The 20,094-nt window shown below is 68.8% G+C and carries 15 protein-coding genes; 10 read left to right on the plus strand and 5 right to left on the minus strand.

Annotation, left to right across the window (positions count from 1 at the left end):
* Window position 1 precedes the first annotated feature (1 nt).
* The 4 genes from sucD to lpdA all read left to right on the plus strand — a co-directional run bounded on the left by sucD (window position 2) and on the right by lpdA (window position 6,850).
* Window positions 2-886, plus strand: coding sequence for a succinate--CoA ligase subunit alpha (gene sucD / locus ASC46_RS13640; RefSeq protein WP_055459842.1), 885 nt, complete (start codon window positions 2-4; stop codon window positions 884-886).
* Between the two features lie 203 nt (window positions 887-1,089).
* The gene (locus ASC46_RS13645) at window positions 1,090-4,050 is read left to right on the plus strand and encodes a 2-oxoglutarate dehydrogenase E1 component (RefSeq protein WP_055459843.1); all 2,961 of its coding nucleotides are present in this window, start codon (window positions 1,090-1,092) and stop codon (window positions 4,048-4,050) included.
* 72 nt (window positions 4,051-4,122) lie between these two features.
* Window positions 4,123-5,349: a 2-oxoglutarate dehydrogenase complex dihydrolipoyllysine-residue succinyltransferase gene (gene odhB / locus ASC46_RS13650; protein WP_055459844.1), complete on the plus strand. Its 1,227-nt coding sequence runs from the start codon at window positions 4,123-4,125 to the stop codon at window positions 5,347-5,349.
* Window positions 5,350-5,449: 100 nt separating this feature from the next.
* Window positions 5,450-6,850, plus strand: a complete 1,401-nt coding sequence (gene lpdA / locus ASC46_RS13655; protein WP_055459845.1) for a dihydrolipoyl dehydrogenase — start codon at window positions 5,450-5,452, stop codon at window positions 6,848-6,850.
* 296 nt (window positions 6,851-7,146) lie between these two features.
* Here lpdA and ASC46_RS13660 read toward each other — a convergent pair whose 3' ends face one another.
* The gene (locus ASC46_RS13660; RefSeq protein WP_055459846.1) at window positions 7,147-8,079 is read right to left on the minus strand and encodes a tyrosine recombinase XerC; all 933 of its coding nucleotides are present in this window, start codon (window positions 8,077-8,079) and stop codon (window positions 7,147-7,149) included.
* A gap of 70 nt (window positions 8,080-8,149) precedes the next feature.
* Here ASC46_RS13660 and ASC46_RS13665 point away from each other — a divergent pair, with 70 nt between their 5' ends.
* Entirely contained in the window at window positions 8,150-10,354 is a 2,205-nt protein-coding gene (locus ASC46_RS13665) for a primosomal protein N' (protein ID WP_082464838.1), read from the plus strand.
* A gap of 20 nt (window positions 10,355-10,374) precedes the next feature.
* On the opposite strand, the gene ASC46_RS13670 is transcribed toward ASC46_RS13665, so the two are convergent.
* Window positions 10,375-11,295, minus strand: a complete 921-nt coding sequence (locus ASC46_RS13670; protein WP_055459847.1) for a pseudouridine-5'-phosphate glycosidase — start codon at window positions 11,293-11,295, stop codon at window positions 10,375-10,377.
* Entirely contained in the window at window positions 11,292-12,209 is a 918-nt protein-coding gene (locus ASC46_RS13675; RefSeq protein ID WP_055459848.1) for a carbohydrate kinase family protein, read from the minus strand. Before ASC46_RS13675 ends, ASC46_RS13670 begins: the two co-directional genes overlap by 4 nt.
* Before the next feature lie 304 nt (window positions 12,210-12,513).
* On the opposite strand from ASC46_RS13675, the gene ASC46_RS13680 reads away from it, so the two are divergent.
* From ASC46_RS13680 to ASC46_RS13700, 5 genes are all read left to right on the plus strand, one after another.
* Window positions 12,514-13,074 carry a F0F1 ATP synthase subunit delta gene (locus ASC46_RS13680; RefSeq protein ID WP_055459849.1) on the plus strand — a complete coding sequence of 187 codons (561 nt, stop codon included), beginning with the start codon at window positions 12,514-12,516 and terminating at the stop codon, window positions 13,072-13,074.
* Window positions 13,074-14,603, plus strand: coding sequence for a F0F1 ATP synthase subunit alpha (gene atpA, locus ASC46_RS13685; RefSeq protein WP_055459850.1), 1,530 nt, complete (start codon window positions 13,074-13,076; stop codon window positions 14,601-14,603). Before ASC46_RS13680 ends, atpA begins: the two co-directional genes overlap by 1 nt.
* A gap of 56 nt (window positions 14,604-14,659) precedes the next feature.
* Entirely contained in the window at window positions 14,660-15,541 is an 882-nt protein-coding gene (locus ASC46_RS13690; RefSeq protein WP_055459851.1) for a F0F1 ATP synthase subunit gamma, read from the plus strand.
* A 35-nt stretch (window positions 15,542-15,576) separates the two neighbouring features.
* Window positions 15,577-17,028: a F0F1 ATP synthase subunit beta gene (atpD, locus tag ASC46_RS13695; protein ID WP_055459852.1), complete on the plus strand. Its 1,452-nt coding sequence runs from the start codon at window positions 15,577-15,579 to the stop codon at window positions 17,026-17,028.
* Between the two features lie 83 nt (window positions 17,029-17,111).
* Window positions 17,112-17,513: a F0F1 ATP synthase subunit epsilon gene (locus ASC46_RS13700; protein ID WP_055459853.1), complete on the plus strand. Its 402-nt coding sequence runs from the start codon at window positions 17,112-17,114 to the stop codon at window positions 17,511-17,513.
* A gap of 68 nt (window positions 17,514-17,581) precedes the next feature.
* Here the strand turns inward: ASC46_RS13700 and ASC46_RS13705 are convergent, their stop codons facing one another.
* Complete coding sequence (locus ASC46_RS13705) at window positions 17,582-19,198, minus strand: acyl-CoA synthetase (RefSeq protein WP_055459854.1); 1,617 nt, start codon at window positions 19,196-19,198, stop codon at window positions 17,582-17,584.
* Between the two features lie 79 nt (window positions 19,199-19,277).
* A complete protein-coding gene (locus ASC46_RS13710; protein WP_055459931.1) occupies window positions 19,278-20,024 on the minus strand; it encodes an ABC transporter permease in 747 nt (248 codons plus the stop codon).
* Between the last annotated feature and the right edge of the window lie 70 nt (window positions 20,025-20,094).

A 20,094-nucleotide genomic window follows, 5' to 3' on the forward strand; every position in this document is an offset into this window, starting at 1 on the left:
GATGTCCATCCTCATCGACAAGAACACCAAGGTCATCTGCCAGGGCTTCACCGGCAAGAACGGCACCTTCCACTCCGAGCAGGCTATCGCCTACGGCACCAAGATGGTCGGCGGCACCTCGCCGGGCAAAGGCGGCTCGACGCATCTCGGCCTGCCCGTGTTCGACACGGTGGCCGAGGCGCGCGAGAAGACCGGCGCCGACGCTTCCGTCATCTACGTGCCGCCGGCGGGTGCGGCGGACGCGATCTGCGAAGCGATCGCGGCCGAGATCCCGCTCATCGTCTGCATCACCGAGGGCATCCCGGTGCTCGACATGGTGAAGGTCAAGCGCGCCCTCTCGGGCTCCAAGTCGCGCCTCATCGGTCCGAATTGCCCGGGCGTCGTGACAGCGGGCGAATCGAAGATCGGCATCATGCCGGGTAACATCTTCCGCCCCGGCAACGTCGGCATCGTCTCGCGTTCAGGCACGCTGACCTACGAGGCCGTGTTCCAGACGACCCAGGAAGGCCTCGGCCAGACCTCGGCCGTGGGCATCGGCGGCGACCCGGTGAAGGGCACCGAGTTCATCGAGGTGCTCGACCTGTTCCTCTCCGACCCCAAGACCGAGTCGATCATCATGATCGGCGAGATTGGCGGCTCGGCCGAGGAGGAGGCCGCCGAGTTCCTCAAGGCGGAGGCGAAGAAGGGCCGCAAGAAGCCGATGGTCGGTTTCATCGCGGGCCGCACTGCCCCGCCCGGCCGCCGCATGGGCCATGCCGGCGCCATCATCTCCGGCGGCAAGGGCGGCGCCGAAGACAAGATCGCAGCCATGGAGGCGGCAGGCATCCGCGTGTCGCCCTCCCCGGCGCGGCTGGGCAAAACCCTCGTCGAAGTCCTCAAGGGCTGACGAAGCGGCGATGCGTGGGCGACGGCAACCTTTTGCTCACGCATCCTTCATAAGGTTCGACTTGATTTCGCCATTCTCGGACCGCTCTTGGGCGGTCCTTCCACCATCCGCAGCCCAACCGGAGGCTGCGGATCCGGGGCCGGGCAACCGGCCCTGACATCCGTCGAGGATCCTCCTCGAAGGTTCCGGCAGGACCAGGACCAATGGCACGCCAGGACGCCAACGATCTCTTCGCCCAAACCTCGTTCCTCTACGGCGGCAATGCCGCCTACATCGAGGAGCTGTACGCCCGCTACCAGCAGAACCCGACCTCGGTCGATGCCGAGTGGCAAACGTTCTTCGCAGGCCTCAAGGACGAGGCCGCGCTGATCACGAAGAATGCGCGGGGCGCCTCCTGGAAGAAGCCGCACTGGCCCGTGCCGCTCAACGGTGAGCTTGTCTCGGCGCTCGACGGCAACTGGGCGCCGGTCGACAAGGCCGTCGGCGACAAGATCAAGGCGAAGGCGCAGAAGTCGGGCGTCGAACTGTCCGAGGCGCAGGTGCTGCAGGCGACGCGCGATTCCGTGCGCGCCCTCATGATGATCCGTGCCTACCGCATGCGCGGCCATCTGCATGCCGACCTTGACCCGCTCGCCATCGAGCCCCGCAAGGATCACGAGGAGCTGCATCCGGCGACCTACGGCTTCACGGAAGCCGACTACGACCGGCCGATCTTCATCGACAATGTGCTCGGCCTCGAGTTCGCGACCATCAATCAGATGCTCTCGATCCTGCGCCGCACCTATTGCCAGACGCTCGGCGTCGAGTTCATGCACATCTCGGACCCGACCGAGAAGGCGTGGATCCAGGAACGCATCGAGGGACCGGACAAGGAGATCGCCTTCACCGACCGCGGCAAGCGGGCGATCCTCAACAAGCTCATCGAGGCCGAGGGCTTCGAGAAGTTCCTCGACATCAAGTATACCGGTACCAAGCGCTTCGGCCTCGACGGCGGCGAGGCGATCATCCCGGCGCTGGAGCAGATCATCAAGCGGGGCGGCGCGCTCGGCGTCGAGGACATCGTCTTCGGCATGGCCCACCGCGGCCGCCTCAACGTACTCGCCCAGGTGATGGGCAAGCCGCACCGCGCCATCTTCCACGAGTTCAAGGGCGGCTCCTTCGCCCCGGACGACGTGGAAGGCTCGGGTGACGTGAAGTACCACCTCGGCGCCTCGGCCGACCGCGAGTTCGACGGCAACAAGGTGCACCTGTCGCTGACCGCCAACCCCTCGCACCTCGAGATCGTCGATCCCGTCGTGCTCGGCAAGGTGCGTGCCAAGCAGGACCAGCTCGGCGACACCATCGAGCGCTCCAAGGTGCTGCCGCTCCTCATCCACGGCGATGCGGCCTTCGCCGGCCAGGGCGTCGTGGCCGAGTGCCTCGGCCTCTCGGGCCTCAAGGGCCACCGCACCGGCGGCTCGCTGCACTTCATCATCAACAACCAGATCGGCTTCACGACCAACCCGCGCTACTCGCGCTCCTCGCCCTATCCGTCCGACGTAGCGAAGATGGTTGAGGCGCCGGTCTTCCACGTCAACGGCGACGATCCGGAGGCCGTGACCTTCGCTGCCAAGATCGCGACGGAGTTCCGGCAGAAGTTCCACAAGCCGGTCGTCATCGACATGTTCTGCTACCGTCGCTTCGGTCACAACGAGGGCGACGAGCCGGCTTTCACCCAGCCGCTGATGTACAAGAAGATCCGCCAGCATCCCTCGACGCTGGAGATCTACGCGAAGAAGCTCGTCGACGAGAAGGTCGTCACCCAGGCCGAGGTCGACGAGGCGCGCGAGCAGTGGCGTGCCAAGCTCGACATGGAGTTCGAGGCGGCCCAGTCATACAAGCCCAACAAGGCCGACTGGCTCGACGGGCGCTGGTCCGGCCTCAAGGCCGTGCGCGAGGACGCCGACGATCCGCGCCGCGGCGCCTCGGGCGTCTCGGTCGACACGCTGAAGACGATCGGCGAACGCATCTGCGACGTACCGGAAGGCTTCAACGTGCACCGCACGATCAAGCGCTTTCTCGACAACCGTCGCAAGATGGTTGAGACCGGAGAGGGTATTGACTGGGCGACCGCCGAGGCGCTCGCCTTCGGCTCGCTCGTGCTCGAGGGGCACCCCGTGCGCCTGTCCGGCCAGGACAGCGAGCGCGGTACCTTCAGTCAGCGCCATTCCGTCCTGGTCGACCAGGAGAACGAAGATCGCTACACACCCCTCAACAACATTCGCGAGGGACAGGCGCGCTACGAGGTCATCAACTCGATGCTCTCGGAAGAGGCGGTACTCGGCTTCGAATACGGCTACACCCTGTCCGAGCCCAACGCGTTGACGCTGTGGGAGGCGCAGTTCGGCGACTTCGCCAATGGCGCGCAGGTCGTCGTGGACCAGTTCATCTCCTCGGGCGAGCGCAAGTGGCTGCGCATGTCCGGTCTCGTCCTGCTGCTGCCGCACGGCTACGAGGGCCAGGGGCCGGAACACTCCTCCGCCCGTCTCGAGCGCTACCTGCAGATGTGCGCCGAAGACAACATGCAGGTCGCCAACTGCACGACGCCGGCAAACTACTTCCACATCCTGCGCCGGCAACTGAAGCGGGACTTCCGCAAACCGCTCATTCTGATGACACCAAAGTCGCTGCTGCGCCACAAGCGCTGCGTGTCGAGCCTTGCCGAGCTCGGCGAGGGCACGACCTTCCACCGCATCCTCAAGGACGATGCCGAGCGGCTCCCGGGCGAGGCGATCAAGCTTGTCAAGGACGACAAGATCCGTCGCGTCGTTCTGTGCTCGGGCAAGGTCTATTACGACCTCTACGAGGAGCGGGAGAAGCGGGGCATCGACGACGTCTATCTGCTCCGCACCGAACAGCTCTACCCCTTCCCGGCCAAATCGCTGGCCACCGAGCTGCAACGCTTCCCGCGCGCCGAGGTGATCTGGTGCCAGGAGGAACCCAAGAACATGGGCGCCTGGACCTTCGTCGAGCCCTATCTCGAGTGGGTGCTCGACCATGCCGGCTCCAAGGTGAAGCGTCCGCGCTACGTCGGCCGGGCGGCCTCCGCCGCCACCGCCACGGGCCTGATGTCGAAGCACCTCGCCCAGCTGCAGGCCTTCCTCGACGAGGCTTTCGCCGCGTAACGCCGGGGCGGCGGCAAGGCCGCCCCCTGCCCTTTCAACCCGGCCGCGTGGCCTAGAGACGAAACGAAGATCATGGCGACCGAAATCCGCGTGCCCACCCTGGGCGAATCCGTCACCGAGGCCACCATCGGCCGCTGGTTCAAGAAGCCCGGCGAGGCCGTGAAGGCCGACGAGCCGCTCGTCGAGCTCGAGACCGACAAGGTCACGCTCGAGGTCAATGCACCCTCCGCCGGCGTCCTCGCCGAAGTGACGGTGAACGAGGGCGACACGGTGGAGGTCGGCGCTCTCCTCGGCTCCATCACCGAGGGTGCGGGCGGCGCGGTCGCCAAGACGGCCGAGAAGCCTGCGGAGAAGAAGGAAGAGGCGCCCAAGGCGGAAGCCTCAAAGGCCGCGGCGCCCGGCGCCGCCGACGACCATGGTCCGGCGGTGCGCCGCATCGCCGAGGAGACGGGCGTCTCCCCGGCCACCGTCGGCGGTACCGGCAAGGACGGGCGCGTGACCAAGGGCGACATGCTGGCCGCCGTCGCCTCGGGCGTCTCCGCCTCGCCGGCGCCGTCCGCCCCGGTGCAGGTCCGCGCCCCCTCGGCGCCGGACGATGCCTCGCGCGAGGAGCGCGTGCGCATGACCAAGCTGCGCCAGACCATCGCCCGCCGCCTCAAGGACGCTCAGCAGACCGCCGCCATGCTGACGACGTTCAACGACGTCGACATGTCGGGCGTGATGGCACTGCGCAGCCAGTACAAGGATGCCTTCGAGAAGAAGCATGGGGTCAAGCTCGGCTTCATGGGCTTCTTCGTGAAGGCCTGCGTGCAGGCGCTGAAGGAGCTGCCGGCCGTCAATGCCGAGATCGACGGCAGCGACATCATCTACAAGAACTACTATCACGTCGGCGTCGCCGTCGGCACCGACAAGGGCCTCGTCGTGCCGGTGGTGCGCGATGCCGATCAGCTCTCGGTCGCCGGCATCGAGAAGACGATCGGTGACTTCGGCAAGCGCGCCCGCGACGGCCAGCTGAAGATCGAGGAGATGCAGGGTGGCACCTTCACCATCTCCAACGGCGGCGTCTACGGCTCGCTGCTCTCGACGCCGATCCTCAATGCGCCGCAGTCGGCCATCCTCGGCATGCACCGCATCGAGGAGCGCCCGGTCGCCCGCAACGGCCAGGTCGTCATCCGCCCGATGATGTATCTTGCGCTCTCCTATGACCACCGCATCATCGACGGCAAGGAAGCCGTCACCTTCCTGGTGCGCGTGAAGGAGAACCTCGAGGACCCGGCGCGCCTCGTGCTCGACCTCTGAGCCCGCCCGACCGGCATTCCGCCGGATCCTTTCCCGCTCGACCGGGACGCATCCGTGGCCGGGGCGACCCGGCCATGACGTCTCACACGGAGCCCGCCCCATGTCCTACGACACAATCGTCATCGGCACCGGCCCCGGCGGCTATGTCTGTGCCATCCGCACCGCCCAGCTCGGCCAGAAGGTTGCCGTGGTGGAGAAGCGCAAGACGCACGGCGGCACCTGCCTCAACGTCGGCTGCATCCCCTCCAAGGCGCTGCTGCACGCCTCGCACCGCTTCGAGGAAGCGGGGCACGCCTTCGCCGGGATGGGCATCTCCGTCGCCGCGCCGAAGCTCGACCTCAAGCAGATGCTCGCCTTCAAGCAGGAGGGCATCGACGGCAACACCAAGGGCGTCGAGTTCCTGCTGAAGAAGAACAAGATCGACGCCTTCAACGGCACGGGCCGCATCCTCGCCCCCGGCAAGGTGGAGGTGAAGGCCGAGGACGGCACGGTCCAGACGCTGGAGACGAAGAACATCGTCATCGCCACCGGCTCGGACGTCGCGCAGCTGCCGGGCGTGACCATCGACGAGAAGGTCGTCGTCTCGTCCACGGGCGCGCTGGAGCTTTCCAAGGTGCCGGGCAAGCTCGTCGTCGTCGGTGCCGGCGTCATCGGCCTCGAGCTCGGCTCGGTATGGCGGCGCCTCGGCGCCGAAGTCACCGTGGTCGAATTCCTGGACCGCATCCTGCCCGGCATGGACGGAGAGGTGGCCAAGAACTTCCAGCGCATGCTGGCCAAGCAGGGCTTTGCTTTCAAGCTCGGCAGCAAGGTGACGAAGGTCGAGACCGGCGCCGATGGGGCCAAGGTCACCGTCGAGCCCGCTGCCGGCGGCGCGGCCGATGTGATCGAGGCCGACATCGTGCTCGTCGCCATCGGCCGCGTGCCCTACACCAAGGGCCTGGGGCTCGACGACGTGGGCATCGAGACCGACAAGCGCGGCCGCATCGTGGTCGATGCCCATTTCCAGACCAAGGTGCCGGGCATCTACGCTATCGGCGACGTCATCGCCGGTCCCATGCTCGCCCACAAGGCCGAAGATGAGGGTGTCGCGGTGGCCGAGATCATCGCCGGCAAGGCGGGTCACGTGAACTACGACGTCATCCCGGGCGTGGTCTACACATTCCCGGAGGTCGCCGCCGTCGGCAAGACGGAGGAGGAGCTGAAGGAGGCCGGCATCGCCTATTCAGTCGGCAAGTTTCCCTTCACCGCCAACGGCCGCGCCAAGGTGAACCAGGAGACCGACGGCTTCGTGAAGGTGCTCGCCGACGCGACCACCGACAAGGTGCTCGGCGTGCACGTCATCGGTGCCGAGGCTGGCGAGATGATCCACGAGGCGGCCGTGCTGATGGAGTTCGGCGGCTCGTCCGAGGATCTCGCCCGCACCTGCCACGCCCACCCCACCCGCTCGGAAGCGGTGAAGGAGGCGGCGATGGCCGTGGAGAAGCGCGCCATCCACATGTGAGCGCGGCGCCCGGTCGAGACGGCGGCCGCCAGGGCCGGCCCGACCGTCCGCTGTTCAGGGATGGAAGCGGGGCCGATCGGCGCACCATCCGTCGTGGCCGGGCTGTCCCGGCCATCGCCCAGATGTTGCACATCGTGACAAGGCGTGGATGCCCGCGACGAGCGCGGGCATGACGGTGGGAGGCGACGCCTCAACAGGCCAGCAGAACTGCGCCGAAGCGCATGGCGCCGAGCGACAAGGGGACCCGGAGCGTCACTCCAGGCCCTCTCCTTGCCGGGCCTCACGGTTGCAAAGCCTCATGCCCGCGGGTGCGCCGCGTCGTAGGCGGCGAGCAGCCGTGCCGCATCGACCTTCGTGTAGATCTGCGTCGTCGACAGCGAGGCGTGGCCGAGCAGTTCCTGGATGGCGCGCAGGTCGCCACCGCGGCCGAGCAGGTGGCTGGCGAAGGAATGGCGCAGGGCGTGCGGCGTCGCGCTCGCCGGCAGGCCGAGGGCGCCGCGCAGGCGCTCCATGGCGAGCTGGATGATGCGCGGCGACAGCGGGCCGCCGCGGGCGCCGACGAAGAGCGGCCCGTCCGCCTTGAGCTGGTAGGGGCAGGCGGCGACATAGTCCGCCACCGCCCGCGCCACCTGCGGCAGCACCGGCACCTCGCGCATCTTGCCACCCTTGCCGGTGACGATGATGCTGCCCGCCGCGAGCGCCTTGGCGTCCGCCCCTTTGAGGCCGAGCGCCTCGGAGATGCGCAGGCCGCAGCCGTAGAGCAGCGTCATCACGGCCGCGTCGCGCTGGAGAATCCAACCCTCCCGCTCTTCGCCGGCACGGCTGTCGGCATCCGCCACCGCGCGCGCGGCCTCGGCGGTCAGCGGGCGGGGCAGGCCTTTCGACACCTTCGGCGCGCGCATGGCGACGAAAGCCGATGCCGTGCCGAGACCGCCGCGTTCCAGATGCCGGGCGAAGGAGCGCAGCGCCGCGAGCTGGCGCATCAGCGAGCGCCCGGTGACACCGGCCGCGCGGCGGGCGGCGAGGAAGGCGCGCAGGTCCATCGGCTTCAGCCGCGCGATGGCGTCGAGCGTCGGCGGTCCGCCGAGATGATCGGTGAGGAAGGCGAAGAACTGGCGCGCGTCGCGGCCATAGGCCTCCAGCGTCTTCGGCGACAGGCGCCGCTCGCCGGCAAGATGGGCGAGCCATGACTGGCAGGCACGGAAGGTGTCGTCGGGTAGGTCGATCATGGACGAAGCATCCACCGGCTGCCCTAACGGCGCGTGAACAGGCGGGCGAATCGGTGTTATGCCAGGGCGCATGGACATGCCTTCCGAAAACGGCGCAGTGAACGAGGGGCGGGCGGGAAGCCGCATCGCCGACATCGTCGTGCCCGTGGCGCTCGACAAGGCCTATTCCTACGCCGTGCCCGCCGGCGCGGCGCTGGCGGAGGGCGATGTCGTCGTCGTGCCGCTCGGCCCGCGTGAGACGGTTGGCGTCGTCTGGGCGTTGCGCGAAGGCGCGGGCGCCAACCTCAAGAGCGTCCTCGGCCGGGTGGACGTGCCGCCCATGGGGGAGGACCTGCGCCGGCTCATCGACTGGATCGCCTGGTACACGCTCGCCCCGCTCGGGCTTGCCATGCGCCTCGCCCTGCGCATCCCGGGCGAGGACCGGGCGGAACAGGTGCGAGTCGGCGTGCGCCTCGCCGGCGAGCCGCCCGAGCGCCTGACCGCGGCCCGTCTCCGGGTCATCGCCGCGGCCGAGGGCGGGCTCGTCTACACCAAGGGGGACCTCGCCGAGCGCGCCGGCGTGAGCCTTGCCGTGATCAACGGCCTCGTCGATACCGGCACGCTCGAGGCGGTCGCCCTGCCGCCGGAACCGGTGGCGGGCCTGCCGGATCCGGAGCATGCGCCGACGGCGCTGTCGCCGGATCAGGAGCGGGCCGCGGCGGTCCTGCGCGCGGCCGTCGCCGAGCGCAATTTCTCGGTGACGCTCGTCGAGGGCGTCACCGGCTCGGGCAAGACGGAGGTCTATTTCGAGGCGGTGGCCGAGGCCCTGCGGCAGGGTCGGCAGGCGCTGATCCTGATGCCCGAGATCGCGCTCACGGCACAGTTCCTCGGCCGTTTCGCCGCCCGCTTCGGCAGGGCCCCGGCCGAGTGGCACTCGGGCATCTCCAGCCGCAGGCGCGAGCGCCTGCACCGGGCCGTCGCCTCGGGGGAGGTGAAAGTGGTTGCCGGCGCCCGTTCGGCCCTCTTCCTGCCCTTCAGCGACCTCGGCCTCGTCGTCGTCGACGAGGAGCACGAGCAGGCCTACAAGCAGGAGGAAGGGGCGCTCTACCACGCGCGCGACATGGCCATCGTGCGGGCGCGCATCGACAAGGCACCCGTCGTCCTCGCTTCCGCCACCCCGTCGGTCGAGACGCGCGTCAATGCGGCGCGCGGGCGCTATCGCCACCTCGTGCTGCCCGAGCGTTTCGGCGGCCGCACCTTGCCGACGATGCGCGCCATCGACATGCGCAAGAAGGCCCCCGAGCGCGGCCGTTGGCTGTCGCCGCCGCTCCTTGCCGCGATGCGCGAGACGCGCGCGGCCGGCGAGCAGAGCCTGCTCTTCCTCAACCGGCGTGGCTATGCGCCCTTGACGCTCTGCCGCAGCTGCGGCCACCGCTTCCAGTGCCCCAACTGCTCGGCCTGGCTGGTGGAACACCGCTTCCGCCGCGCCCTCGTCTGCCACCATTGCGGCCACGTGGAGCGGCGGCCGGACAATTGCCCGGAATGCGGCACCGTCGATGCGCTCGCCGCCTGCGGACCGGGCGTCGAGCGGCTCGCCGAGGAGGTCGTGGAGCATTTCCCGGATGCGCGCGTCATCACGCTGTCGAGTGACTTTCCCGGCGGGATCGAGCGCCTGCGCCGCGAGCTCGAGGCCATCGCCGCGGGCGAGGCCGACATCATCATCGGCACGCAGTTGGTCGCCAAGGGCCACAACTTCCCGCAACTGACACTCGTCGGCGTGGTCGATGCCGATGTGGGCCTTGCGAGCGGCGACCCGCGCGCCTCCGAGCGCACCTTCCAGCTCCTGCAACAGGTGACGGGACGGGCCGGGCGCGGCGACCGGCCGGGGCGAGCGCTGCTGCAGACCTACCAGCCCGACCATCCGGTGATGCGCGCGCTGCTGTCGGGCGATGCCGCGGCCTTCTACGCCGAGGAGGAGGCGGTGCGCGAGGCTGCCGGCCTGCCGCCTTTCGGGCGCCTCGCTGCCATCATCGTCTCGGCGCCCGACCGCGGCGAGGCCGAGGCGCATGCCCGGGCCCTCGCCCGCTCGGCCGAAGCACCGGAGGGCATCGACGTGCTCGGCCCGGCGGAGGCGCCGCTCGCCCTCATCCGAGGCCGCTACCGCTTCCGCCTCCTGGTGCGGGCAGCGCGCGACAGCGACCTGCAGGGCTACCTGCGCGCCTGGATCGCGCGAACGCCGAAGCCGCCGCAGCGCATCCGCGTGACGGTGGACGTCGACCCGATGAGTTTCATGTAAGGCCCATCTCCGCCGGCTTCTCACCGGCCTTCCGCGGCGAGCGCCACCGCGATCTGCGCGGCGAGCACGGCGTTGTTCTCGACAAGTGCAATATTGGCCTTGAGGCTGCGACCGGCGGTGGCCTCGGCGACGCGTGGCAGGAGAAAGGGCGTCACCTCCTTGCCGGTGATGCCCTGCGCGGCGGCCTCGAGCAAGGCCGATTCGATCACGGGGGCGATCTCGGCGCCCGGGATCTCGTGCTCTGCCGGAATGGGGTTGGCGACAAGCACGCCCGAGGTCAGGCCGAGCGCCCGATGCGCCCGGACGAAGGCGGCGATCTCGCCCGCCGTGTCGAGCCGCGCCGGGGCGGTGAGGCCGCTGTCGCGCGAGTAGAAGGCGGGGAAAATGTCCGTGCCGACCGAAACCACCGGCACGCCGAGCGTCTCCAGCATCTCGAGCGTCAGGGCGAGGTCGAGGATGGCCTTCGCCCCGGCCGAGACGACGGCGACCGGTGTGCGCGAGAGCTCCGTCAGGTCGGCGGAGATGTCGAAGCTCGTCGCCGCACCGCGGTGCACGCCGCCGATGCCGCCGGTGGCGAAGACGGCGATGCCCGCCATCGCGGCGAGGCGCATGGTGGAAGCGACAGTCGTCGCGGCGTCGCGCCCCGTGGCGAGCGCGAGCGGCACCTCGCGCGTGCTCGCCTTCATGACGTCGCGGGCGGTGGCTAGTCTCTCGAGGCCGGCGTCGTCGAGGCCGATGCGGATGCGCCGGTCGAGGACGGCGATGGTCGCCGGCACGGCGCCGCCGGCGCGCACGATGGCCTCGACCCGGCGCGCCGTCTCCAGATTGGCGGGATAAGCCATGCCGTGGGCGATGATGGTGGATTCGAGGGCGACCACGGGCCGCCCGGCCGCGAGCGCATCGGCCACCTCGGGCGACAGAAGGGGGGTGACGTCGGTCATCGCGCAAACTCCTCCTGCACGGCCTCATCACGCCCGGTGACGACCGCCGCCGCCATTCTCTGCCCCTCGCACGCCGCCGTCGTAAAGTCCCATCCGCTGAGAAGGCCGAAGACAGTGCCGGCGAGCGCCGCATCGCCGGCGCCCGTGACATCGCGCGCCCGGCCGGCGGCAGGGGCCGGCAGAAGGGCGGTTTCGCCCTCCGCCGTCGACAGGAAGACGCCGTGGGCGCCCAGGCCCACGGCGAGGCGGTGCACGCCGCGCCCATGGAGCGTGCGCGTCGCTGCCGCAAGGGCCGCCTCGCCATCCACCGGCAACCCCGCGAGGGCGGCAAGCTCGTCACGGTTCGGGGTCATCAGAGCCACGGGCACGCCCGCGGCGAGGATCGGCGCGAGGCGCGCCGCCTTGGCGACCGAGACCGGCTCGAGCGCCAGGGGGCGGCCATGGGCGCCCGCAAGGCGGGCCAGCCGCGCGAGCGCCGGTGGCGAGAGATTGGCGTCGGCGACGATGAAGGCGGCTTCCAGGACCGCCTCCTTCCGCGCGGCGATGGCTGCCGTGTCGAGCGCATCGAGGATGTGCATGGCTGCCACGGCGACCACCAGTTCCCCTTCATGGTCGAGCACCGCCGTATAGCTGCCCGTCGGCAGCGCCGCGCGGAGACAGAGCGACATGTCGACGCCCGCCGCCTGCGTTTCGCGCCAGATGCGCTCGCCCGCGGCATCCTCGCCGAGGACCGTCAGGAGGCGCACGGCGGCACCGCGGCCGGCGAGGTGCTCGGCAACGTTGCGGGCAACCCCGCCGCAGGCGACGGTGGCCGTGCCCGGATTGGACGTGCGCATCACCACCGGCCCGTCGGCCCGGCACTTGATGTCGAGATTGGCGCCGCCGGCAACGAGAACGGACGGTCCCAGCGTCATGGCCCACCTCGGGGTGACAAAGGCGGAGTCATGCCCTCGTCTCTAGCCTCATTCGTCCCTTCTTCCAATGTCGGCTCGCTTCTCGCAAGGCGGGCGGCGTTGTGGGGAACTGGCCTTTGTGGCAACGCGAAGGCGCAAGGAGCGCCTGCGATGTTGCACGCGCCCGATCCTTATGTTAGGGCACCGGCGCCTTCCGGGCAGATCGTGTCTGTCCTCGCCATTTCCGTGTCCCCGCGCGAAGGATCAGGCGCCGCCGAGGCAATCGGTGACGACCGTTGGTTCTTGAGAGCAAGAGAGAAGCCCTGTGGCTCAAGGCGGAACTATCATAGCAGGAGTTGCCGGGCGCTACGCCTCGGCGCTGTTCGACCTGGCCAAGGAAGCCGGCAGCCTCGAAGCGGTCGAGGGCGACCTCAAGCGCTTCGATGCGCTCGTGGCCGGAAGCCCCGACCTTGCCCGCCTCGTGACGAGCCCCGCGTTCAGCGCGGAGGAGCAGGAACGGGGCGTCGCCGCCGTTCTCGCCAAGGCCGGCATCGGCGGGCTCGCCGCCAACTTCATCCGCCTCGTTGCGTCGAAACGTCGCCTCTTCGCGGTGCGTGACATGGTGCGTGCCTACAGCGCGCTCGTCGCCCGCGAGAAGGGCATCGTGCACGCCGAGGTCACCCTCGCCGAGGAGCCCTCGCAGAAGGCGCTCGACGAGATCAAGGCGGCGGTCAAGGCCGTTGCCGGGGGCGAGATCGCCCTCGACGTCAAGATTGATCCCGCCATCCTCGGCGGTCTCATCGTCAAGCTGGGCAGCCGCATGGTCGATGCGAGCCTTCGCTACAAACTGAATTCGATCCGTTTCGCCATGAAAGAGGTCGGCTGATGGACATCCGCGCCGCGGAAATTTCCGCAATCCTCAAGGAGCAGATCAAGAACTTCGGCTCCGAGGCCGAGGTCACCGAGGTCGGCCAGGTTCTGTCGGTCGGTGACGGTATCGCCCGTTGCTACGGTCTCGACAATGTGCAGGCCGGCGAGATGGTCGAGTTCGAGTCGGGCGTGCGCGGCATGGCCCTGAACCTCGAGGCCGACAATGTCGGCGTCGTCGTCTTCGGCTCCGACCGCGAGATCGCCGAAGGCCAGACGGTGAAGCGCACGGGCGCCATCGTGGACGTGCCGGTGGGCAAGGGCCTGCTCGGCCGCGTCGTCGACGCGCTCGGTAACCCGATCGACGGCAAGGGCCCGATCCAGGCCGACGAGCGTCGCCGCGTGGACGTCAAGGCGCCGGGCATCATCCCACGCAAGTCCGTTCACGAGCCTATGGCCACCGGCCTCAAGTCGATCGATGCGCTCATCCCGATCGGCCGCGGCCAGCGCGAGCTGATCATCGGCGATCGCCAGACCGGCAAGACGGCGATCGCCCTTGACACCATCCTCAACCAGAAGCCGCTGCACGCGACCGGCGACGAGAGCCAGAAGCTCTACTGCGTCTATGTCGCCGTCGGCCAGAAGCGCTCCACAGTCGCCCAGTTCGTGAAGGTGCTGCAAGAGAACGGCGCGCTCGAATACTCGATCATCATCGCCGCAACCGCCTCCGACCCGGCGCCGATGCAGTTCCTGGCGCCGTTCTCGGGCTGCGCCATGGGCGAGTTCTTCCGCGACAACGGCATGCATGCCGTGATCGTCTACGACGACCTGTCCAAGCAGGCCGTCGCCTACCGCCAGATGTCCCTGCTTCTGCGCCGCCCGCCGGGCCGCGAGGCCTATCCGGGTGACGTGTTCTACCTGCACTCGCGCCTGCTCGAGCGGGCAGCGAAGATGAACGACGACAACGGCAACGGTTCGCTCACCGCCCTGCCGGTCATCGAGACGCAGGCGAACGACGTGTCGGCCTACATCCCGACCAACGTCATCTCGATCACCGACGGCCAGATCTTCCTTGAGACCGACCTGTTCTACCAGGGCATCCGCCCGGCCGTGAACGTCGGCCTCTCGGTGTCGCGCGTCGGCTCCTCCGCCCAGACCAAGGCGATGAAGAAGGTCGCCGGCAAGATCAAGGGCGAGCTTGCGCAGTACCGCGAGATGGCAGCCTTCGCGCAGTTCGGCTCCGACCTCGACGCCACGACGCAGCGCCTGCTCAACCGCGGCGCGCGCCTCACCGAGCTCCTGAAGCAGCCGCAGTTCTCGCCGCTGAAGATGGAAGAGCAGGTCTGCGTGATCTACGCCGGCGTCAACGGCTACCTCGATCCGCTGCCGGTCAACAGGGTGCGCGATTTCGAGGAGGGGCTGCTCGGCGTCCTGCGCGCCAAGCACACCGACATCCTCGATGCGATCCGCTCCTCGAAGGACCTGTCCGACGAGACGGCCGCCAAGCTCAAGGACGTCGTCGAGGCCTTCGCCAAGACGTTCGCCTGAGGGGCGTCCGCGTGAGCCGCACCTGCCATCGCAGCAACGGGGAATAGGCGCTCGTCATGCCGAGCTTGAAGGATCTGCGCAACCGCATCGCCTCGGTGAAGGCGACGCAGAAGATCACCAAGGCCATGCAGATGGTGGCGGCAGCCAAGCTGCGCCGTGCCCAGACGGCGGCCGAGGCGGCCCGTCCCTATGCCGAACGCATGGAGACGGTCCTCGCCAACCTCGCCTCGCGCATGACGGTGACGGAAGGCGCGCCGCGCCTTCTCGCCGGCACGGGCCGTGACGAGACGCACCTCTTGATCGTCTGCACGGCCGAGCGCGGCCTGTGCGGCGCCTTCAACAGCTCCATCGCGCGTCTTGCCCGCGACAAGGCCAATGCGCTGATGGCGCAGGGCAAGACGGTGAAGATCCTGTGCGTCGGCAAGAAGGGCTACGACATCCTGCGCCGGCAGTTCAAGGATCAGATCATCGAGCTCATCGAACTGCGCTCGGTGCGCCAGATCGGCTTCGAGAACGCCGACGCCGTGGGCCGCAAGGTGCTGCAGATGTTCGACGCCGGTGCGTTCGACGTGGCGACGCTGTTCTACAGCAAGTTCAAGTCGGTGATCTCGCAGGTGCCGACGGCGCAGCAGATCATTCCGGCCGAGTTCGACGGCGAGACGAAGGCGGCGACCGGCCTCGATGCCGTCTACGACTACGAGCCGGGCGAGGAGGAGATCCTCGCAGCACTCCTGCCGCGCAACGTCTCGGTGCAGATCTTCCGGGCGCTGCTCGAGAACGGTGCCTCCGAGCAGGGCGCGCGCATGTCCGCCATGGACAACGCGACGCGCAATGCCGGCGAAATGATCAAGAAGCAGACGCTGACCTACAACCGGACGCGTCAGGCGATGATCACCAAGGAACTCATCGAAATCATCTCGGGCGCCGAGGCTCTTTGAGGCCCCGCTCTGATTGGACCGTGAGGGTTTAGAAAATGGCGAACAAGGCGAGCGACAAGGCGGTCGGACGCATCACCCAGGTCATCGGCGCGGTCGTCGACGTGCAGTTCGACGGGCACCTGCCGGAGATCCTGAACGCGCTCGAGACGACGAACCAGGGCAACCGGCTCGTGCTCGAGGTGGCCCAGCAGCTCGGCGAGAACACCGTGCGCTGCATCGCGATGGACACCTCCGAGGGTCTCGTGCGCGGCCAGGCGGTGACGGACACGGGCGCCCCGATCAAGGTGCCGGTCGGCGACGGCACACTCGGCCGCATCATGAACGTCATCGGCGAGCCGGTGGACGAGGCCGGCCCTGTCCCGGCCGAGGACACGCGCGCCATCCACCAGCCGGCCCCGAGCTATGCCGAGCAGTCCACCGAAGCGCAGATCCTCGTCACCGGCATCAAGGTCATCGACCTCCTCGCCCCTTACGCCCGTGGCGGCAAGATCGGCCTCTTCGGCGGCGCCGGCGTCGGCAAGACCGTGCTCATCCAGGAGCTCATCAACAACGTCGCCAAGGCCCACGGCGGCTACTCGGTGTTCGCCGGCGTCGGAGAGCGTACGCGCGAGGGCAACGACCTCTACCACGAGATGATCGAATCGGGCGTGAACAAGGACCCGAAGGAGCACGGCGGCTCGACAGCCGGCTCCAAGTGCGCCCTCGTCTACGGCCAGATGAACGAGCCGCCCGGCGCCCGCGCCCGCGTTGCGCTCACCGGCCTCACCGTCGCTGAGCATTTCCGCGACAAGGGCCAGGACGTGCTGTTCTTCGTCGACAACATCTTCCGCTTCACGCAGGCGGGCTCCGAGGTGTCGGCGCTTCTCGGCCGCATTCCCTCGGCAGTGGGCTATCAGCCGACGCTCGCCACAGACATGGGCGCACTGCAGGAGCGCATCACCACCACGACGAAGGGCTCGATCACCTCGGTGCAGGCGATCTACGTGCCGGCCGACGACCTGACCGACCCGGCGCCGGCCACGTCCTTCGCCCACCTCGACGCCACGACCGTGCTGTCGCGCGCCATCTCCGAGAAGGGCATCTACCCGGCCGTCGACCCGCTCGACTCCACCTCGCGCATGCTCGACCCGCGCATCGTCGGCGAGGAGCACTACCAGGTGGCCCGCCAGGTGCAGCAGATCCTGCAGCGCTACAAGTCGCTGCAGGACATCATCGCCATTCTCGGCATGGACGAACTCTCGGAAGAGGACAAGCTCACGGTAGCGCGCGCCCGCAAGATCGAGCGCTTCCTGTCGCAGCCGTTCTTCGTCGCCGAGGTGTTCACCGGTGCGCCGGGCCAGCTCGTCGCCATCGAGGACACCATCAAGGGATTCAAGGGCCTGTGCGAAGGCGCCTATGACCACCTGCCGGAGGCCGCCTTCTACATGGTCGGCACGATCGAGCAGGCGGTCGAGAAGGCCAAGCGCCTCGCCGCCGAAGCCGCGTAAGCTTCAAGCGTCCGGCCGCGGCCCCCGCCTTGGCCGGGCCTGACGGCGCAAAGGCCCGATTCCTGTTTCGGAGACAGATCGACATGGCGACTTTTACGTTCGAGCTCGTCTCACCCGAGCGGCTTCTCTTCTCCGGCGAGGTCGAGAGCGTCGTCGTGCCCTCGAGCGAGGGCGAGATGACGGTGATGGCCGGCCACGCGCCGGTGATGGCCGTGCTCAAGCCCGGCGTCGTCGCCGTCAGCGAGGGCAAGGGCGCCGTGCGCCGCCTCTTCGTGCGCGGCGGATTCGCCGATGTCGGCCCGGATGGCCTCACCATCCTCGCCGAAGTGGCGCTGCCGATGGAAGAGCTTGACGTCGCGACACTCGCCCAGCACGTCCGCGATGCCGAGGAAGACGTGGCCGACGCCAAGACCGACGAAGCTCGCCAGGCGGCGGCCGAGCGCCTCTCCCAGCTCACCGAGCTGCGCGACGCGCTGGTGCACTGAGCATTCTCGCCACAGCCTTTTGAAAGGCCGCCCTGCAGGGCGGCCTTTTGCGTCGAGGCGGCTTGCCGTCAGGCCTCGGACCGCAGCAGCCGGCGGATCACCTTGCCCGTGGTCGTCAGCGGCAGTTCGTCGCGAAAGGCGATCTCGCGCGGGTATTCGTGGGCTGACAGACGCTCGCGCACGAAGGCCTTGATGTCGGCGGCGAGGGCCTCGGATGGCACATAGCCGTCGCGCAGCACGATGAAGGCCTTGACGATCTCCGTGCGCACCGGATCCGGCTTGCCGACCACGGCCGCGAGCGAGACGGCCTCGTGCTTGATGAGGCAATCCTCGATCTCTCCTGGACCGATGCGGTAGCCGGCCGAGGTGATGACGTCGTCGTCGCGGCCGACGAAGTGGATGTAGCCGTCGGCGTCCAGGCTGCCCTGATCGCCCGTCGTCATCCAGTCGCCGACGAACTTGTCGCGCGTCGCCTCGGGCCGGCGCCAGTATTCGAGGAACATCACGGGATCGGGCCGCAGCACCGCGATCTGCCCGAGTTCCCCCGCCTCGCAGCGCGTGCCGTCCCGCCGGATGACCGCCACGGTGTGGCCCGGCACCGGTTTGCCGATCGCCCCGGCACGCGAGACGCCGATCGCGGCGCAGGAGGCGAGCACGAGGTTGCACTCGGTCTGGCCGTAGAACTCGTTGATGGTGAGCCCGAGCTCCTCCCGGCCCCAGGCGAAGGTCGCCTCGCCCAGCGCCTCTCCGCCCGAGGCGAGGGTCCGCAGGCGGAGGTTAAAGCGCGCCCGGGGCCGCGGCACGCTGCGCAGCATCCGGAGCGCCGTCGGCGGAATGAAGGTGTTGCGCACCTCAAGGCGCGCCATGAGGTCGAAGGCTTCTTCCGGGTCGAACTTCTCGAACTTGCGAGCCACCACCGGCACGCCGTGATGCAGGCCGGGCAGCAGCACATTGAGCAGGCCGCCCGCCCAGGCCCAGTCGGCCGGCGTCCACAGCCTGTCGCCCGGCCGGGGCAGGAACTCGTGCGGCATCTCCACGCCCGGCAGATGGCCGAGCAGCACGCGATGGCCGTGCAGGGCGCCCTTGGGATTGCCGGTGGTGCCCGAGGTATAGATCATCATGGCCGGATCGTCCGGCCCCGTGTCGCGCGGCACGAAATCCTCGCCTTCCTCCGCGAGCATCTCGTCGAAGCCGATCGCCGCGCCGTCCGGTCCGTCGGTGCTGACGATCACGGCGAGGTCGGGCAGCGGCACGTCGATGGCCTCGAGCGTCGCAAGGCCGGCGGCATTGGTGATGACGGCGCGGGCGCCCGCATCCGCGAGGCGATAGCTCAGCGCGTCGACGCCGAAGAGCATGGCGAGCGGCAGGGCAATGGCGCCGAGCTTGTAGATAGCGATGTGGGCGATCGCCACCTGCTGCGACTGCGGCAGGAGGATCGCCACCCGGTCACCGGCCGCGATGCCGCGGCGGCCGAGCGCGTTGGCAAGACGGTTCGAGCGGCGGCGCAGGGTGCCATAGGTCAGGGCCTCGACCGTGCCGTCGCGAGCGACATCGAGGATGGCCGGCCGCTCGGGATCCGCCGCCGCCCAGCGGTCACAGCAATCGACGCCGATGTTGTAGCGCTCGGGAATACGCCAGCGGAAGCCGGCAACGAGCGCATCATAGTCGCGAATATCGGGCAGCATCGGCACCCTCATGTGGGACGTGCCGTGTTTATAGGCAAAACGCCGCAAAATCACCATGCCGGCCGGGGGCGCCGGACGATCAGGCGGCGAACTGCGAGCGCTGGGCCCAGGCGGTCATGCGCCGCTCCAGCCAGGCCATCACGGCGTAGATCATGATGCCGAGGACGGCGAGCGCGATGAGGGCGGCGAAGAGCAGCGGTACGTTGAAGTCCGCGCTGGCGCGCGCCATCAGGTTGCCGATGCCGTTGCGCGAGGCGTTGTACTCCGCGATCACCGAGCCGACATAGGCGAGCGTGATCGCCACCTTAAGCGAGCCGAAGAAGTAGGGCAGCGAGCGCGGCACGCCCACCTTCAGCATGATGTCGAGCTTCCTCGCGCCGAGCGCCCTGAGCACGTCCTCCACCTCCGGCTCGATGGTGGCGAGGCCGGTGGCGACATTCACGACGATGGGGAAGAAGGAGATCATGAAGGCGGTGAGCACCGCCGGCAGCCAGCCGACGCCGAACCAGATGACGAGGATCGGCACCACCGCCACCTTGGGAATGGCGTTGAAGCCGACGAGGAGCGGATAGAGCCCGGCATGGACGAAGCGCGAGGCGCCGAGCGCCAGCCCGAGCACGAGGCCGAAGACGATGGCGAGGATGAATCCGGCCGTGGTCATCCACAGCGTGTGGAAGGAGTGGAACAGGAGCGGCCACCAATAGGCGATGGTCGCGTCGAGGATGTCGCTCGGCGCCGGCAGCACATAGGAGGAGACGCCGAAGACGCGGCAGAACACCTCCCATAGCAGGAAGAAGCCGATTGTGCAGAGCCAGGGCGCCAGCATGAGCCGGCGCGCCTGCGATGCCCGGGCGCGCGCAGCGGCGTCACGCACGGCGCGCGCCTCGGCTTCAGCT

This window comes from Chelatococcus sambhunathii (genome assembly GCF_001418005.1).
Classification (GTDB): domain Bacteria; phylum Pseudomonadota; class Alphaproteobacteria; order Rhizobiales; family Beijerinckiaceae; genus Chelatococcus_A; species Chelatococcus_A sambhunathii.

Bases quoted from the DNA above. Each gene is read 5' to 3' on its own strand.
- odhB (WP_055459844.1), top strand. From the start codon at position 4,123: ATGGCGACCGAAATCCGCGTGCCCACCCTGGGCGAATCCGTCACCGAG.
- atpD (WP_055459852.1), top strand. From the start codon at position 15,577: ATGGCGAACAAGGCGAGCGACAAGGCGGTCGGACGCATCACCCAGGTC.
- ASC46_RS13710 (WP_055459931.1), bottom strand. From the start codon at position 20,024: ATGCTGGCGCCCTGGCTCTGCACAATCGGCTTCTTCCTGCTATGGGAG.
- ASC46_RS13700 (WP_055459853.1), top strand. From the start codon at position 17,112: ATGGCGACTTTTACGTTCGAGCTCGTCTCACCCGAGCGGCTTCTCTTC.
- ASC46_RS13690 (WP_055459851.1), top strand. From the start codon at position 14,660: ATGCCGAGCTTGAAGGATCTGCGCAACCGCATCGCCTCGGTGAAGGCG.
- ASC46_RS13645 (WP_055459843.1), top strand. From the start codon at position 1,090: ATGGCACGCCAGGACGCCAACGATCTCTTCGCCCAAACCTCGTTCCTC.
- ASC46_RS13665 (WP_082464838.1), top strand. From the start codon at position 8,150: ATGGACATGCCTTCCGAAAACGGCGCAGTGAACGAGGGGCGGGCGGGA.
- ASC46_RS13660 (WP_055459846.1), bottom strand. From the start codon at position 8,079: ATGATCGACCTACCCGACGACACCTTCCGTGCCTGCCAGTCATGGCTC.
- ASC46_RS13705 (WP_055459854.1), bottom strand. From the start codon at position 19,198: ATGCTGCCCGATATTCGCGACTATGATGCGCTCGTTGCCGGCTTCCGC.
- atpA (WP_055459850.1), top strand. From the start codon at position 13,074: ATGGACATCCGCGCCGCGGAAATTTCCGCAATCCTCAAGGAGCAGATC.
- sucD (WP_055459842.1), top strand. From the start codon at position 2: ATGTCCATCCTCATCGACAAGAACACCAAGGTCATCTGCCAGGGCTTC.
- ASC46_RS13675 (WP_055459848.1), bottom strand. From the start codon at position 12,209: ATGACGCTGGGACCGTCCGTTCTCGTTGCCGGCGGCGCCAATCTCGAC.
- ASC46_RS13670 (WP_055459847.1), bottom strand. From the start codon at position 11,295: ATGACCGACGTCACCCCCCTTCTGTCGCCCGAGGTGGCCGATGCGCTC.
- lpdA (WP_055459845.1), top strand. From the start codon at position 5,450: ATGTCCTACGACACAATCGTCATCGGCACCGGCCCCGGCGGCTATGTC.